The 15,553-nt window shown below is 71.7% G+C and carries 17 protein-coding genes; 5 read left to right on the top strand and 12 right to left on the bottom strand.

Annotated elements, in window-relative coordinates; translation table 11 throughout:
* Positions 1–16: 16 nt before the first annotated feature.
* From ACYVIP_RS32625 to ACYVIP_RS32635, 3 genes are read left to right on the top strand one after another with little or no spacing between them, the layout of a single operon-like run.
* Positions 17–2,044 carry a glycogen debranching N-terminal domain-containing protein gene (locus tag ACYVIP_RS32625; protein WP_460403397.1) on the top strand — a complete coding sequence of 676 codons (2,028 nt, stop codon included), beginning with the start codon at positions 17–19 and terminating at the stop codon, positions 2,042–2,044.
* 19 nt (positions 2,045–2,063) lie between these two features.
* Positions 2,064–2,243 (top strand): hypothetical protein, encoded by a 180-nt coding sequence (locus ACYVIP_RS32630; RefSeq protein WP_460403399.1) that lies wholly within the window; start codon positions 2,064–2,066, stop codon positions 2,241–2,243.
* 50 nt (positions 2,244–2,293) lie between these two features.
* A complete protein-coding gene (locus tag ACYVIP_RS32635) occupies positions 2,294–2,500 on the top strand; it encodes a hypothetical protein (protein ID WP_460403401.1) in 207 nt (68 codons plus the stop codon).
* Positions 2,501–2,553: 53 nt separating this feature from the next.
* Here ACYVIP_RS32635 and hutI read toward each other — a convergent pair whose 3' ends face one another.
* The 8 genes from hutI to ACYVIP_RS32675 form a co-directional block, all read right to left on the bottom strand.
* Positions 2,554–3,705: an imidazolonepropionase gene (gene hutI / locus ACYVIP_RS32640; RefSeq protein WP_460403403.1), complete on the bottom strand. Its 1,152-nt coding sequence runs from the start codon at positions 3,703–3,705 to the stop codon at positions 2,554–2,556.
* A gap of 129 nt (positions 3,706–3,834) precedes the next feature.
* The gene (locus ACYVIP_RS32645; RefSeq protein WP_460403405.1) at positions 3,835–5,145 is read right to left on the bottom strand and encodes a formimidoylglutamate deiminase; all 1,311 of its coding nucleotides are present in this window, start codon (positions 5,143–5,145) and stop codon (positions 3,835–3,837) included.
* 88 nt (positions 5,146–5,233) lie between these two features.
* On the bottom strand, positions 5,234–6,457 hold the full coding sequence (locus ACYVIP_RS32650; protein ID WP_460403407.1) for an allantoate amidohydrolase: 1,224 nt from the start codon (positions 6,455–6,457) through the stop codon (positions 5,234–5,236).
* Entirely contained in the window at positions 6,454–8,085 is a 1,632-nt protein-coding gene (gene hutU / locus ACYVIP_RS32655; RefSeq protein ID WP_460403409.1) for a urocanate hydratase, read from the bottom strand. The genes ACYVIP_RS32650 and hutU overlap by 4 nt, the downstream gene beginning before the upstream one ends.
* Positions 8,086–8,105: 20 nt before the next feature.
* Entirely contained in the window at positions 8,106–9,602 is a 1,497-nt protein-coding gene (hutH, locus tag ACYVIP_RS32660) for a histidine ammonia-lyase (RefSeq protein ID WP_460403411.1), read from the bottom strand.
* Between the two features lie 70 nt (positions 9,603–9,672).
* Entirely contained in the window at positions 9,673–9,816 is a 144-nt protein-coding gene (locus ACYVIP_RS32665) for a hypothetical protein (protein ID WP_460403413.1), read from the bottom strand.
* Complete coding sequence (locus tag ACYVIP_RS32670) at positions 9,813–10,004, bottom strand: DUF397 domain-containing protein (protein WP_460403415.1); 192 nt, start codon at positions 10,002–10,004, stop codon at positions 9,813–9,815. The genes ACYVIP_RS32665 and ACYVIP_RS32670 overlap by 4 nt, the downstream gene beginning before the upstream one ends.
* On the bottom strand, positions 10,001–10,864 hold the full coding sequence (locus ACYVIP_RS32675; RefSeq protein ID WP_460403417.1) for a helix-turn-helix domain-containing protein: 864 nt from the start codon (positions 10,862–10,864) through the stop codon (positions 10,001–10,003). The genes ACYVIP_RS32670 and ACYVIP_RS32675 overlap by 4 nt, the downstream gene beginning before the upstream one ends.
* A gap of 108 nt (positions 10,865–10,972) precedes the next feature.
* Here ACYVIP_RS32675 and ACYVIP_RS32680 point away from each other — a divergent pair, with 108 nt between their 5' ends.
* The gene (locus ACYVIP_RS32680; protein ID WP_460403419.1) at positions 10,973–11,230 is read left to right on the top strand and encodes a hypothetical protein; all 258 of its coding nucleotides are present in this window, start codon (positions 10,973–10,975) and stop codon (positions 11,228–11,230) included.
* Positions 11,227–11,991 (top strand): IclR family transcriptional regulator, encoded by a 765-nt coding sequence (locus tag ACYVIP_RS32685; protein ID WP_460403421.1) that lies wholly within the window; start codon positions 11,227–11,229, stop codon positions 11,989–11,991. The genes ACYVIP_RS32680 and ACYVIP_RS32685 overlap by 4 nt, the downstream gene beginning before the upstream one ends.
* Positions 11,992–12,070: 79 nt before the next feature.
* Here the strand turns inward: ACYVIP_RS32685 and ACYVIP_RS32690 are convergent, their stop codons facing one another.
* Genes ACYVIP_RS32690 through ACYVIP_RS32705 form a run of 4 tightly spaced genes read right to left on the bottom strand, consistent with a single transcriptional unit; the run spans position 12,071 to position 15,493 of the window.
* The gene (locus tag ACYVIP_RS32690) at positions 12,071–12,979 is read right to left on the bottom strand and encodes an ABC transporter substrate-binding protein (protein WP_460403423.1); all 909 of its coding nucleotides are present in this window, start codon (positions 12,977–12,979) and stop codon (positions 12,071–12,073) included.
* A 20-nt stretch (positions 12,980–12,999) separates the two neighbouring features.
* Positions 13,000–13,692: an ABC transporter permease gene (locus tag ACYVIP_RS32695; RefSeq protein WP_460403425.1), complete on the bottom strand. Its 693-nt coding sequence runs from the start codon at positions 13,690–13,692 to the stop codon at positions 13,000–13,002.
* Complete coding sequence (locus tag ACYVIP_RS32700; RefSeq protein ID WP_460403427.1) at positions 13,689–14,363, bottom strand: ABC transporter permease; 675 nt, start codon at positions 14,361–14,363, stop codon at positions 13,689–13,691. Before ACYVIP_RS32700 ends, ACYVIP_RS32695 begins: the two co-directional genes overlap by 4 nt.
* Positions 14,360–15,493 (bottom strand): ABC transporter ATP-binding protein, encoded by a 1,134-nt coding sequence (locus ACYVIP_RS32705; RefSeq protein ID WP_460403429.1) that lies wholly within the window; start codon positions 15,491–15,493, stop codon positions 14,360–14,362. The genes ACYVIP_RS32700 and ACYVIP_RS32705 overlap by 4 nt, the downstream gene beginning before the upstream one ends.
* Between the last annotated feature and the right edge of the window lie 60 nt (positions 15,494–15,553).

A 15,553-nucleotide genomic window follows, 5' to 3' on the forward strand; every position in this document is an offset into this window, starting at 1 on the left:
CCGGAGCAACTCCAGCATGGAGGTCGACTACGTGAGCCTGTTCCTCACCGATCTCGTCACCGTGGTCTGTGCCCCGGCCGCGGTACTGTCCGCGCCGGATGGTCAGCTGCGACCGCCCGGCGCCGCGGGCTGGCTGGTGGCCGACGTGCGCCATCTCCATGAGCTGACGGTCCTGGTCGACGGGGCGCCGCCGCGGCCGATCGGCCACTGGCAGACCTCCGCCGCGTCCCAGCACTTCGTCGGCGCCGTCCCGACCCTCGGGGTGACGACCGGCGACCAGACCGTGCGCCTGGAACGCCGCCGCACCGTGACCCCGACCCACCTCCACGAGACGATCGACCTGGTCAACGACGCCCGCACGGAGGTCACCGCGACCATGCGGGTCCGACTCGCCGCCGACCTCGCCCCCATCCTCGCCGTCCGCCACGACCACCCGACGCCGCCGGTCCCACCCGTCCACGACGGGAAGGGCGTGGCCTGGACCGCCGGCTCGTGCGCGACCACGGCCAGCACCGACCGCCCCGCCGACCGGGTCGAGGTCACCGCCGACCGCCTCGCCCTCGAGTGGGACCTGCTGGTGCCCGCGCGCGGGCGCGGCGGGGTCACCATCACCCTGCACGCCACCGGCGGCACCGAGGACGCCGTGGTCACCGCGCCGGCCAGCCGGGACCTCGGGCCGCTGCGGGTCACCAGCCGGGAACCGGAGCTTGACCGGCTGGTCGCCACCGGCCTTGACGATCTCCGCGCGCTGCTGCTCGCCGACCCGGCCGCGCCGGCCGACCGGTTCGCCGGTGCCGGCGCGCCCTGGTATTTCACGCTGTTCGGCCGGGACTCGCTGTGGACCGCCCGGTTCGCGCTGCCGCTTGGCACCGACCTCGCGCTCGGCACGTTGCGCACGCTGGCCCGCCGCCAGGGCACCCGGCACGACCGGGAGACCGCCGAGGAGCCGGGCAAGATCCTGCACGAGATCCGCCAGCTGGCCACCGGTCTGGCGCGCCGCCCCGGCCTGCCGCCCTGCTACTACGGCACCGTCGACGCCACCCCGCTGTGGATCAGCCTGCTGCACGACGCGTGGCGGTGGGGCCTGCCGGCCGCCGACATCGAGCCGCTGCTGCCGGCGCTGCGCCGCGCGCTGGACTGGATTCTCGCGCACGGCGACGGTTTCCTCGCCTACCGTGACGAGTCCGGGCGTGGGTTGGCCAACCAGGGCTGGAAGGACTCCCCGGACGCCATTCAGGACAGTGCGGGAACCATTGCCAGCGCGCCGATCGTGCTGTCCGAGGCGCAGGCCTACGCGCACCGCGCCGTGCTGGACGCGGCCGCGGTGCTGACCGCGTTCAACCAGCGGGGTGCCGCCGAGGCGACCGCGTTCGCCGCCGGGTTGCGGGCCCGGTTCCGGAAGTCCTTCTGGGTCAACGGTTTCCCCGCGATCGCGCTGGACGGTGCCGGCCGGCCGGTGGACACGATCGCCTCCAACCTCGGTCACCTGCTCGGCACCGGGCTGCTGACCGCGGCCGAGGAGTCCACTGTGGCCGCACAGCTTCCGGTGTTGGACAGCGGTTTCGGCCTGCACACGATGAGTCCTCGACATCCCTCGTTCAACCCGATCGGTTACCACACCGGCTCGGTGTGGCCGCACGACACCGCGATCGCGATCGCCGGCCTGGCCGGCGCGGGCCAGCACGCGCTGGCCGCGGCACTGGCCGGCGGCCTGGTCGCGGCCGGCACCCGGTTCGACCACCGGCTACCCGAGCTCTACGGTGGCTGGCCGGCCGCGCACGGGCGGCCGTTGCCCTTCCCGTCGGCCTGTCGCCCGCAGGCGTGGGCGGCGGCCTCGGCGTTCGTGCTGGTGCGGGTGGCGCTCGGGCTGGCCGCCGACGTGCCCGCCGGGCGGCTGCGGGTGGCCCCGGCGGCCGCGTTCGCCGACTGGTTCCCGCTGCGGGTCGATGGCCTGTCGGTGGCCGGGCACGCACTGAGCGTCGAGGTGGACCGGGACGGCCGGGCGAGCGTGCGCACCGAGGCAGAGGTAGAGATCGACGCCTGAACTGCGTCACAATGCCTCCGTGGCCGACACCGATCCGACCGACGAGTGGCTTCCGCTGGACGCGAACCCGCACGCCGACGACAAGCGTGACGTGCTCGACCCGACTGGCGAGGGGCTGCCCTTCCGTCGGCTGATCCAGGTCGCGCTCGGTGTGGGCGTGCTGGCGGTGATCCTGGTGGTCGTGGTGGCGCTGCTCTGACGGAACAAAGGTGACGATTCGCACGTTGGAGGGGGTAGAGGAGGTGCGCGATGGCCAAGAGTGAACTGACCGGGCACCAGCACTCCGACACCCCCGATCCCGTGCTGTTCGGGACCGACCCGTTCGCCGGGCAACCGGAACCGGACTGGGACGACGACGAACCGACTTACGCTCCCCGCCCCCGCTGGCCGGTGGTGGCCCTGATCGTCATCGTGGTGACGATGATGGTCGCCGCGATGGGCGTCTGGATCTTCTAGCCGCGATGCCCTGAATGAGGCATTGGCGACGTTCAGCGTCCCGAATGAGGCATTCAGGGCTTGGGGCCGACCCGCTGACCGGCCCGCCAGACCGCGTGGGTCAGCGGCACGCCCGGCCGATAGGCCAGGTGGGTCGCCGACGGCGCGTCGAGCACGTGCACGTCCGCGCGCGCGCCGACCCGGAGCACCCCGACCTCGTGTTCGCGGCGCAGTGCCCGCGCGCCGCCCCAGGTGGCCGCGCGCACGGCCTCCTCGACCGTCATCCGCATCTGGAGCACGGCCGTGGCCACGCAGTAGACCATCGACGAGGTGTAGGACGAGCCGGGGTTGCAGTTGGACGCCAGCGCGACCGTGGCCCCGGCGTCCAGCAGCTCGCGCGCGTTGGCCAGCGGCTGGCGGGTGGACAGGTCGCAGGCCGGCAGCAGGGTGGCGACCGTGTCCGACTGCGCCAGCGCGTCCACATCGGACCGGGTGAGGTAGGTGCAGTGGTCGACGCTGGCCGCGCCGAGCTCGACCGCCAGCCGCACGCCGGGGCCGTAGCCGAGCTGGTTGCCGTGCACCCGTAGGCCAAGGCCGCGTGCGGCGGCCGCGGTGAGCACCGCGCGGGCGGCGTCCTCGTCGAACGCGCCGGTCTCGCAGAACACGTCCGCCCAGCCGACATGCGGCGCGACCGCGTCGAGCATCTGGCCGCACACCAGGGCGACGTAGTCCGCTGTGGACATTCCGGTCGGCACCAGGTGCGCGCCGAGGAAGGTGACCTCGTCGGCGGCCTTGGCGGCGACCTCGGCGCAGCGCAGCTCGTCGGCGACGGTGAGGCCGTAGCCGGTCTTGGTCTCCAGGTAGGTGGTGCCCTGCGCGACCGCCTCGGCGACGTGCCGGCGCAGGTTCCGTGCCAGCTGGGCGTCCGAGGCGGCTCTGGTCGCGTCCACGGTGACCGCGATTCCGCCTGCGGTGTAGGGCTTTCCGGCCATACGGGCGGCGAACTCCGCGGTCCGGTCGCCGGCGAAGACCAGGTGGGTGTGGCTGTCCACCCAGCCGGGCAGCACCGCCCGGCCGTCGAGGTCGACCCGGTCGTCGGCGGCCGGCGCGGCACCGGCCGCGCCGATCCAGGCCACCCGGTCGCCGTCGATGACCAGCGCGGCGCCGGTGGCCGGCGGTTCGTCGTTGGTCGTCAGCTCACCGATACCCGTGATCAGCGTGCTCACTGTTCCGCCTCCCCGGGATTAAATGTGTTGGTTGCGTTGGGGATGACGGGTGCTGGTTGGGTGCGTTCCCCTGAGGTGCGGTTGGGGAGTACTTGGGATGACTTCGATTCTGAGGTTGGTAGAAGGGTCTCACCAGAGGGCTCCGATCGCGTCGCGGAGTAGCGCGCCGACGTCGCCGAGGCGCTCGTGGCGGCCGTCGACGGCGATGACCCGGCCGCCGGTGACCACCGTGTGCACGTCGGCGGCGGTGGCCGCCAGGACGAGTTGGTCGAGCCGGCAGCCGGCGGTGCGCACGCTGTCGGTGCGCACGGCGACCAGGTCGGCCACCGCGCCCGGCTCGATCCGGCCGGCGCCCGGCCAGCCGAGCGCGGCGTTGCCGGTGCTGGTGAGCGCGTCGACCAGGTCGGCAGGGGCGAAGTGGCCGCGGCGGCCGGTGCGCAGTCGTTCGCCGTACTCCATGGCTCTGGCCTCGGCCAGCGGGTCGACGACCGCGTGCTGGTCGCTGCCAAGCGAGAGTGGAGAGCCGGCGGCGCGGAGGTCACCGGCCGGGCCGAGGCCGTCGGCGAGGTCGGCCTCGGTGGTCGGGCACAGGCACACCCCGGTCCGCGAGCCGCCGAGCAGTGCTATGTCCTGTGTGGACAGATGGGTGGCGTGCACGGCGGTGGTGTGCTGGCCGAGCGCGCCCGCCTCGGCGAGCAGTTCGACCGGGGTGGCGCCGTAGGCGGCGAGGCAGGCCGCGTTCTCCGCCGGCTGTTCGGAGACGTGCACGTGCAGCGGCCGGCCGGCGGCGGCTTCGGCGACGGTCGCCAGGGCCGCGCGCGGGACCGCGCGCACGGAGTGGATGGCGGCGCCGACCCGGGCGCCCGCCCGGTCCTCGCCGGGCCGGGCGCGTTCGGCCCAGGCCTGGACGTCGCCGTCGGAGAACCGTTCCTGTTCGGGGGCCAGCGGGGTGTCGATGCCGCCGGCGAGGTAGCAGGTGTCCAGCAGGGTGAGCCGGATGCCGGCGGCGAACGCGGCCTCGCGCAGGGCCTCGCCCATGGCGTTGGGGTCGGCGTAGCGACCGCCGCCGGGTGGGTGGTGCAGGTAGTGGAACTCGCCGACGACGCTCACGCCGGCGACCGCCATCTCCGCGTAGCCGGCGGTCGCCAGGCGCAGGTAGCTGTCGGGGTCGAGCCGGCCGGCGAGCGCGTACATGGCTTCGCGCCAGGTCCAGAACGTGCCGCCGCCGGCATGCGTACGCCCACGCAGCGCCCGGTGGAACACGTGCGAGTGCACGTTGGCGAACCCCGGGAACACCAGCCCGGCCAACACCCGCGCCCCAACCGGCGGCGAGTCCGACGTGGACACAGCGGAAATCAGCCCACCGTCATCACAGTCGACCACCACCCCCGCCCGCACCCCAGCCCCCACCCAGGCCCGCACACACCAGTACCGCCTCACCCGGCCCCCTCCCGACCGCAGCGAAGGGTCCCTTCGCTGCACTGGACGCGGTGAAGGGACCCTTCGCTGCGTGGCGACTGGGGCGGGGTCATCCGGCCAGCTCGGCGAGGGTGGTGGCCAGGGCTTCGGCGCCGGCGGCGCAGTCGGCTGGTTCGGCGAACTCGGCGGGGGCGTGGCTCACGCCGGTCGGGTTGCGGACGAACACCATCGCGGTCGGCACCCGCGCGGCGAGGATGCCGGCGTCGTGCCCGGCGCCGGTCGGCAACGCCGGCACCCCGCCGAGCGCGGCCGCGAGCGTGTCCCGCAGCCCGGGGTCGAAGTGCACGGTGTCACCGTAGGACTCCTCGGTCACGGTCACCGCGCACCCTTCCTCGGCGGCCGCCACCCGCGCCGCCTCGGTGACCGCGTCCACCACCGCCATGGTGCGCGCGGTGTCCGCCGCCCGCGCGTCCAGCCAGACGTCCACAGTGGACGCGATGACGTTGGTACCGCCCGGGTTCGGCAGCAGGCGACCGACCGTGGCCCGTGCGTCCGGCACCGCCCGCGCGGCCCGCCGCGCGGCCAACACCAGCTCGGCCGCCGGCAACAGCGGATCCCGCCGGTCACCGATCGGCGTTGCCCCGGCATGGTTTCCCTCACCGGCGAACCGAAACCGCCACCGCCCGTGCGCGAGGATCGAACTGGCCACCCCGACCGGCGCGTCGAGATCGACCAGCCCCCGCCCCTGCTCGACGTGCAACTCGACGAACCGGCCAAGGTGCCCGAGCGCCTCGTCATCCCGCCCGAGCCGCGCCGGATCGAGCCCGGCGGCGGCCACCGCCTCGGCCAGCGTCACCCCCGCCGCGTCGGTCAGCCCCCGCGCGGTGTCCGGGTCGATGGCCCCGGCCAACAGCCGCGAACCAAGACACGGCACCCCGAACCGCCCGCCCTCCTCCTCGGCGAACACCACCACCGCCACCGGCCGCGCCGGCACAAACCCCCTGGCGCGCAACACATCCACCGCCACGAGCGCGCTGATCACCCCCAACGGCCCGTCAAACGCGCCACCGCCGGGCACCGAGTCCAGATGGCTACCGGTCACCACCGCGTCCGCCCCCGGCACCCCCCACCACGCCCACAGGTTCCCGTTGCGGTCGGTCCGCACGTCCAGCCGTCGCCGCCCCGCCTCCTCGACGAACCACTCCCGCAACTCCAGCTCCGCCCGATCGAACCCATGCCGCGAGTACCCACCCCGCCGCCGATCGGCCCCGACCCCCGCCAGTGCGATGAAGGCGTCGTTCATCGCGTCCAGTGCGCTGAAGGCGTCCTTCATCGCATGGGGACCGGGACGTCGCGGGCGGTGGCGACCTCGACCGCGCGGTCGTAGCCGGCGTCGACGTGCCGGATGACGCCCATGCCGGGGTCGTTGGTGAGCACGCGCTCGATCTTCTGTGCGGCCAACGGGGTGCCGTCGGCGACGGTGACCTGGCCGGCGTGGATCGAGCGGCCGATGCCGACGCCGCCGCCGTGGTGGATGGACACCCAACTCGCCCCGGAGGCGGTGTTCACCATCGCGTTGAGCAGCGGCCAGTCGGCGATCGCGTCGGAGCCGTCGGCCATCGCCTCGGTCTCCCGGTAGGGCGAGGCCACCGAGCCGCAGTCGAGGTGGTCGCGGCCGATGGCCACCGGCGCGGACAGCTCACCGCTGGCCACCATCTCGTTGAACCGCAACCCGGCCAGGTGCCGCTCGCCGTAGCCGAGCCAGCAGATGCGGGCCGGCAATCCCTGGAAGGCAACGCGTTCGCTGGCCAGCCGGATCCACCTGGCGAGGGAGTCGTTGTCCGGGAACAACTCCAGCATCGCCCTGTCGGTCGCCGCGATGTCGGCCGGGTCGCCGGACAGCGCCGCCCAGCGGAACGGTCCCCGGCCCTCGCAGAACATCGGCCGGATGTAGGCGGGCACGAACCCGGGGAAGTCGAACGCCCGCTCGCAGCCGCCCAGCTTGGCCTCGCCGCGGATCGAGTTGCCGTAGTCGAAGACCTCCGCGCCCGCGTCCAGGAAGCCGATCATCGCGTCGACGTGCTCGGCCATCGAGTCCCGCGCCCGGTCGGTGAACTCGTCTGGCTTGCGCGCCGCGTAGTCCGGCCAGTCGTCCAGGTCGACGCCCTTGGGCAGGTACGCCAACGGGTCGTGCGCCGAGGTCTGGTCGGTCACCACGTCGACCTCGACGCCGCGGCGCAGCAGCTCCGGCAGCACCTCGGCGGCGTTCCCGATGACCCCGACCGACAGCGGTCGCCCCGCCCGCCTGGCCGCCTCGACCCGGCGCACGGCGTCGTCGAGGTCGTCGGCCACCTCGTCGAGGTAGCGGGTCTCGACCCGGCGGTGCGCCCGCGCGGGATCGGCCTCCACGCACAGCGCGACGCCCTCGTTCATCGTGATGGCAAGCGGTTGCGCGCCGCCCATGCCGCCGAGGCCGGCGGTCAGCGTGAGTGTCCCTTTGAGACTGCCACCGAAGCGCTTGGCGGCCACCGCGGCGAAGGTCTCGTAGGTGCCCTGCAGGATGCCCTGGGTGCCGATGTAGATCCACGAGCCGGCGGTCATCTGGCCGTACATGGTGAGCCCCAACGACTCCAGCCGCCGGAACTCCGGCCAGGTCGCCCAGTCGCCGACCAGGTTGGAGTTGGCGATCAGCACCCTGGGCGCCCACTCGTGGGTGCGCATCACGCCGACCGGCTTGCCGGACTGGACCAGCAGCGTCTCGTCCTCGCGCAGCGTGGTCAGCTCGCGGGTGATGGCCTCGAAGCTGGCCCAGTCGCGCGCGGCCCGGCCGGTGCCGCCGTAGACGACCAGGTCGTCCGGGCGCTCGGCCACCTCGGGGTCGAGGTTGTTGTGGAACATCCGCAGCGCGGCCTCGGTCTGCCAGTTCCTCGCGGTGATGGCGTTGCCTCTGGCGGCGCGCACGGGTCGTGGTCCTGGGGTGGTCACGGCAGGTTCCCCTCTCGGATGAGTTCCTCGGCGGCCCTGATCTCGGGGGCCAGATGGCGGTCGGGTCCCGGCCCGGCAACCCGCTCCCGCAGCGCGGCGACGACCCTGGCGGTGGCCGGCGCCGGGGTCAGCGGGGCGCGCAGGTCCAGCGCGCGGGCGGCGGTGAGCAGTTCGATGGCCAGCACGGTGGTCAGCCCGTCGATGGCGGTGCGCAGCTTGCGGGCGGCCGACCAGCCAAGGGAGACGTGGTCCTCCTGCATGGCCGAGCTCGGGATGGAGTCGACGCTCGCCGGGACCGCGAGGCGTTTGAGCTCGGCGACGATCGCGGCCTGGGTGTACTGGGCGATCATGTGGCCGGAGTCAACCCCGGGGTCGTCGGCGAGGAAGGGCGGCAGGCCGTGGCTGCGGGTGGCGTCGAGCATGCGGTCGGTGCGCCGCTCGGCCATGCTCGCGACGTCGGCGACCGGGATGGCGAGGAAGTCCAGCGGGTAGGCGATCGGCGCGCCGTGGAAGTTCCCGTTGGACTCGACCCGGCCGTCGGCGAGCACCACCGGGTTGTCGATGGCCGAGGCCAGCTCCCGGTCGGCCACGGTCTCCACATAGGACACCGTGTCGCGGGCCGCGCCGTGCACCTGCGGGGCGCAGCGCAGCGAGTAGGCGTCCTGCACGCGGTTGCAGTCCGGCCCCCGGTGGCTGGCGACGATGGCCGACCCGGCGAGCAGCTCGGTCATCCGCCGCGCGCTGACCGCCTGCCCGGGATGGGGCCGCAGCGCCTGCAGTTCGGGCGCGAACACGCGGTCGGTGCCCAGCAGCGCCTCGACGCTCATGGCGGCGGTGAGGTCGGCGATGTCCAGGAGCCGGTGCAGGTCGTGCAGCGCGAGCACGAGCATGCCGAGCATGCCGTCCGTGCCGTTGATCAGCGCCAGGCCCTCCTTCTCGGCCAGCGTGACGGGAGTGATCCCGTTGTCCCGCAAGGCCTGTGCCGCCGACCGTGGTCCGTCCACAGTGAGCACCTCGCCCTCGCCGATCAACGTGAGCGCGACCGAGGACAACGGCGCGAGATCACCGGAGCAGCCGAGCGAGCCGTACTCGTGCACGACCGGCGTGATGCCGGCGTTGAGCAGCGCGGTCAGCGTCTCGACGACCTCCGGGCGGACGCCGGTGCGGCCGGTGGCCAGGGTGCGCAGGCGCAACAGCATCAGGCCGCGCACCACCTCGGGCTCGACGGGATCGCCGGCGCCGGCGGCGTGCGAGCGGATCAGGGAGCGTTGCAGCGCGGCCCGCCGGTCGGGCGGGATGTGCCGGGTGGCGAGCGCACCGAACCCGGTGGACACGCCGTAGGTGGGGGTGGCGGCCTCGGCGAGGCGTTCGACGTGCTCCCGGGTCTTGGTCACCTCGGCGAGCGCGGCGGCGGCGACCTCGACCGGCGCGTACCGCCGCACGACGGCGACCACCTGTTCGCGGGTGAGCGGCCCGCCATCGATCATGACCATGGGTCCATCTCAGCGTGCGCACCGCACTCGCACGACCCGAGATCCACGATCTAGGTCTGGTATCCCAGACTCACGGGCGCAGCATGGAGACCGCGGTCAACATCGTCGGCCAACCAGACGCCGGCAGCCGCAGGACCGGTTCGGCCTCACCGAGGTCCTGGCTCTTCGTGTCACCAAGCAGCACATCTTGACCAGCGGGAACTCCTATGGTCACCGATGCAGCGTGGATAACGCGGTTAACATCGTCGGCCAGCCGGACGCCGGCAGCCGAAGGACCGGCTCGGCCTCGCCTAGGTCATGGTTCTTCGTGTCACCAAGCAGAACATCCCGGCCATCGAACCGCACCTTGACGCAGTACGCGTTGTCGCCACTCGCGGTGGCTTTGCGCCAACCAGAGTTCATGTCAGCTCCTTGACCAACCGGTCGATCATGGCCAGCGAGGACTCCTGGTCCAGCGCGCTGTTGGTGGCCGACGCGTGGGTCAGGGCGTACTCCCGGACCATCTGAAAGTCATCGATGACTTGTGTGCTGGTAACGGTTTCCTGCCAAGCCAGTGTAGGCAGGTTGCCCTCGGGAAACGCCAGCAGATAAAAGTTCGAGCCACCCATGGCGTCGTTACCGGACGCGGTGAAGGGCACGATCCGAAGATCCAACGTCGTCGAATGCTCGTTGATCAGCTGCGACAGGTGCCGGAGCTGCTCGGCCAGCACCTCGGGGCCGCCGATCTGCTGGTGTAGCGCCGCCTCACTCAAGACGCAGTGCAGGCGCACAGGGTCCGGTCCAGCCAGCCGTTGCTGGCGCAGCATCCGCGCCTGCACCCGGCGGTCCACCTCGGCGAGCCGGATATTGTGCGCACCCGTTTCGATGACGGCACGGGCGTAGCGCTCGGTCTGCAGCATCCCGTACACGAGTCCGGAGCAGTACGTGCGGATGCTTTCCGCGCCGTACTCAAAGCCGAACATCCGCAGCAGGTCCTCGGAGAACAGCGCGGTGTACTTCGACCACCAACTGCGGCTGAGGGCCTCGCCGCGCAGGCGGATCATCTCGGTGATCGCGTTCTCGTCGAACTCCAGCAACTCCGCCAGCGAACGGAGCTTGTCCTCGGAGAGTTGCTGTTTGCCCTTCTCCACCGAGGACAGGTAGGTCGGCGCCAGGTCGATGGCGGCGTTGACGTCCTTGCCGCGCAGGCCGAGCAGTTCGCGTTTCGCCCGGAGTCGCAGACCGAGATCCCAGCCCGCGACGACAGGTGAAGTTGGTGCCATGGAAGAATCCTCTCAACGGAGCGTCGATCATATATCGACAGGGAGTAGCGTTGTCATTCACTCCTTAGGTGACTGTTGCTGCTTCATTAAGTATCGTACTTTGGGATCATGATTGAGCTTCGAACAACCCACATCAAGCCCCGACTGCCCAAGCGCGAGTGGCTGCTCCGCTGCACCGACAACGACCACGAGCTCTCGATGTTCGCCATCTGCGTCAGCAACGGCAACATCGAGATCATCACCGCCGACGACACGGTCATCGAACTGACCGGGTCGCACATCGCCGAGTTCCTCGACGCCTTCCAGTCCGCCATCGAACTGGCGGACGACGACCTCGCGAAGATGTCTGGTATCCCAGATGTATGACCGACATCCCCGCCCTGCGCCGCGGCCTGGCCGTGCTGCGCCTGCTGGCCGGTCGCGCGGGCCCGGTCACGGCCGGCTACATCACCCGTGAGCTGGGGTTACCCCGGTCGACGACCTACCACCTGCTGACGGAGCTGGTCGCGGCCGGATTCGTCACCCATCTACCGGAGGACCGGCGGTACGGACTCGGGCTGGCCGCCTTCGAGCTCGGCTCGGCCTATCTGCGCCACGACCCGCTCGAACGGCTCGCCCGGCCCGTGCTGCGGGCACTGATCACCCGAACCGGCCAGGTCGCCCAACTCGGCGTACTGCACGGCCGGGAAACGCTCTACTTGCTACGCGAACAACCGCCCCACCCGCACCCCACGGTGGTGACCGACGTCGGCGTACGCCTACCGGCACACCTACCGGCCTCCGGCCGCGCGATGCTGGCGTTGCTGCCCGCCGCCCAGGTCCGCGCCCTGTTCCCGAACCGGGACAGTTTCGTCGACCGCACCGGCCGCGGCCCCGCCCACCTGCCCGCCCTACGCCGCCTGCTCACCGACGGCCGCCGCCGAGGCTGGGCCGTCGAGGACGGCTACGTCACCCCCGGCTTCGCCTCGGTGGCCGCCGCGGTCGTCGACCACGCCGGCCACCCGATAGCCGCCATCAGCACCACGTTCCGCCACGAGTGCGACCCGGAATGCACCGAGTCCTGGCCAACCCTCGCCGCCGAAACCCGCCAGGCCGCCACCACCCTCACCACCAGGCTAGGCGCCTGACGTCGCAAGCCTGCGATGCCCTGAATGAGGCATGAGGGCGCTCAACGTCCCGAATGGGGCATTCAGGGCCCTGTGGGTGTCAGATGCCGATCTCGGCCAGCCATTCCTCGGCCACGTCGGCGTAGTCGGGCTTGTCGGGGGCGTTGAGGCGGGCGTTGAGGTCCAGCAGCGCCTCGGTGTCGAGCTTGGCGGAGACGGCGTTGAGGGCCTCGGTCACGGTGTCGCTCGCCGCGTCCTTGTTGATCAGCGGGACGACGTTCTGCGCGGCGAAGTTGTTCTTCGGGTCCTCGAGCACGACCAGGTCGTTGGCCTCGATCGAGGAGTCCGTGGTGAAGATGTCGGCGGCCTGCACGGTGCCGTCCACCAGCGCCTTGGTGGTGATCGCCCCCGGCTGGAGGGCCTTGAAGCTCTTGAACGTGCAGTTGTAGGTCTCCTGGATGCCGGGGATGCCGTCCGGCCGCTGCTGGATCTCCGTCGGCCCGCCGAACACGACCTCACCGCAGTGCGGCACCAGGTCCTCGATCGTGGTCAGGCTCCACTTGTCCGCGGTCTCCTTGGTGACCACGATCGCGTCCTTGTCCTCGGCCTCGGCCTTGTCCAGCACGGTGAGGTTCTCCGGCAGCGCGCCCTGCAGCGCCGTGTACACCTCCTCGGACTCGACCTCGGGCGCCTCCTTGTTCACGAACTGGAGCAGCACGCCGGTGTACTCCGGGATCAGGTCGATCGAGTCGTCCTTGAGCCCGTCGAAGTACTTCTCCCGGCTGCCGAGGTTGAACTCCCGGCTGACCGTGACGTCCTTGGCCTCCAGCGCCTGGGCGTAGATCTCGGCCAGCAGCTGGCTCTCCGGGAAGTCGGCCGAGCCGATCGAGATCGACTCGTTGGAGCCGCCCTCGTTGCCGGAGTCCTCGGCGAGCGGGTCGGAACTGCCACAGGCGGCCAACGAGAACGCCATCGCGGCAGTCGCCAGACCAACGAGTACGCGCTTCATTCCAGATCTCCTCAGGTGTCTCACGTGCTCTTCCCTACCAAATTCGACCGTCGCAGGCCGGGCGAGACCACCAACCGCTGGGCCAACGCCAGCACGCCCTCGACGGCCAGCGCGAGCACCGCGACCGCGACCGCACCGGCCGCCATCTGCGGATAGCCGTCCGGCGAGCCGGCGCCCGCGTTGTTGCCGTCGATCACGAACCGGCCGAGACCGCCGAGCGAGACGTAGGCCGCGATCGTCGCGGTGGCGATCACCTGCAGGGTCGCCGAGCGGATGCCGCCGATGATCAGCGGCAGCGCGTTTGGCAGCTCCACCTGCCACAGCACCCCCGGCCCACGCATGCCCATCCCGCGCGCCGCGTCCACCACCGAGGAGTCCACGTTGCGGATGCCGGCGTAGGTGCCGGCCAGGATCGGCGGCAGCGCCAGCACGACCAGCGAGACCACCACCGGGAACAGGCCGACGTAGGTGAGCAGCACCAACAGGGTCAGCAGGCCGAGCTCGGGCAGCGCGCGCAGGCCGTTGGACAGGCCGGCGACCAGGAACGTGCCCCGCCCGGTGTGCCCGATGACCGCACCGACCGGCACCGCGATCACCGCCGCGAACAGCACGGCCAGTCCGGTGTAGCCGAGGTGCTCGAGGATCCTGGCCGGGAAGCCGGTCGGACCGCTCCAGTGCTCCGGGTCGAACAACCACTCGAACGCGGAATTCACGCCTTGGCCCCCGTCCCCCGCACGGCCCGCGCCCACGGCGTGACCACCCGGCCCACCAACAGCAGCAACGCGTCGATGAGCAGCGCGATCACCACGATCAGCACGATGGCGACCACCAACTCCACCCCGTTGTTGCGCAGGAAGCCCTCGGTGATCAGCTGGCCGAGCCCACCGATGCCCACCAGCGCGCCGACCGCGGTGAGGCTCATCGCGGACACCACCGCGACCCGCAGCCCGGCGATGATCACCGGCACCGCGAGCGGCAGCTCAACGGCCAGGAACTGGCGGACCGGGCGGTAGCCGATGGCGGTGGCCGCCGCGATGACGTCACCCGGCACCGCCCGCAGCGCGTCGGCGACCGAGCGGACCAGCAGCGCGATCGTGTAGATCGCCAGCGGCACCTGCACGTTGAGCGGGTCGATGATCCGGGTGCCGAGCACCAGCGGCACCAGGGTGATCAGCGCGAGCGACGGGACCGTGTACAGCACGCCGGCCAGCGGCACCAGGATGCCGCGCGCCAGCCGCCACCGGCTCGCCGCCCAGCCGAGCGGGATGGAGATCAGCAGCCCGACGAGCACCGGTAGCAACGCGAGGAACAGGTGCTCACCGGTGGCCTCCGCGATGTCGTCGAGGTTGCGCTCGAGCCACGGCCATGGCCAGTCGATGTTCATCCGGGCACCTCACCGGCCCGCCGAGCCTCGGCGAGCGCGGCCAGCACGGTGTCCGCGGTGACGCCGCCGACCACCGCGCCGGTGGCGTCGGTCGCGATGCCGATCGCGGCCGGCGAGCTGAGCGCGGCGTCCAGGGCGTTGCGCAGTGAGCCGGCGGTGCCGCCGGCCGAGGAGTCCACTTCGAACAGCGAGCCGCCGGAGACCAGGCCGTCCCTGCCGACAACCTCCACAGTGGACAGCAGGTCGGCCGATGCCCAGCCGAGCGGCTTGTTCTGCTCGTCGACCACAACCGCCCAACCGTCGGCGAGGGTGTCGCGGGCCTGGCCGACCGGGGTGCCCACTGTGACGGTGGCGACCTGGCCGACCGGCACGCCGGTGGCGGTGAGGAAGCCGAGCGCGCGGTAGCCGCGGTCGCGGCCGACGAACGAGGACACGAAGTCGTCGGCCGGCTTGGCGAGCAGCGCCGCCGGGGAGTCGTACTGCGCGAGCTTGCCGCCGACGCGGAACACCGCGACCCGGTCGCCGAGCTTGATCGCCTCGTCGATGTCGTGGGTGACGAACACGATCGTCTTGTCCAGTTCGGACTGCAGGCGCAGCAGTTGCTGCTGCAGGTCGTCGCGGACGATCGGGTCGACGGCGCTGAACGGCTCGTCCATCAGCAGCACCGGCGGGTCCGCGGCCAGCGCGCGGGCAACCCCCACCCGCTGCTGCTGGCCGCCGGACAGCTGCGCCGGGTAGCGCTTGGCCATTGTGGACGGCAGGCCGACCAGCTCCATCAGCTCACCCGCCCGCCGCCGCGCGGTGCGCTTGTCGACGCCGCTGAGCAGGGGCACGGTGGCCACGTTGTCCAGCACCGTGCGGTGTGGGAACAGGCCGGCGTGCTGGATCACGTAGCCGATGCCGCGCCGCAACAACGGCGGGTCGGACTCCCGGATGTCCTTGCCGTCCAACAGGATCGTGCCGCCGGTCGGATCGATCATGCGGTTGATCATGCGCAGCGACGTGGTCTTGCCGCACCCGGACGGGCCGACGAACACCGTTATTCTGCCGTCTTCCACCGTGAGGTCCAGGCTGTCCACCGCGACGGTGCCGTCGGGGTACTGCTTGGTCACGGCCTGGAACTCGATCACCCTCGAGACTCCTACGGGTCGGAACGGCCTCCTGCCGGCCGTAAGTCGACGACCTTAGCC

Source organism: Actinophytocola sediminis (assembly GCF_054779715.1).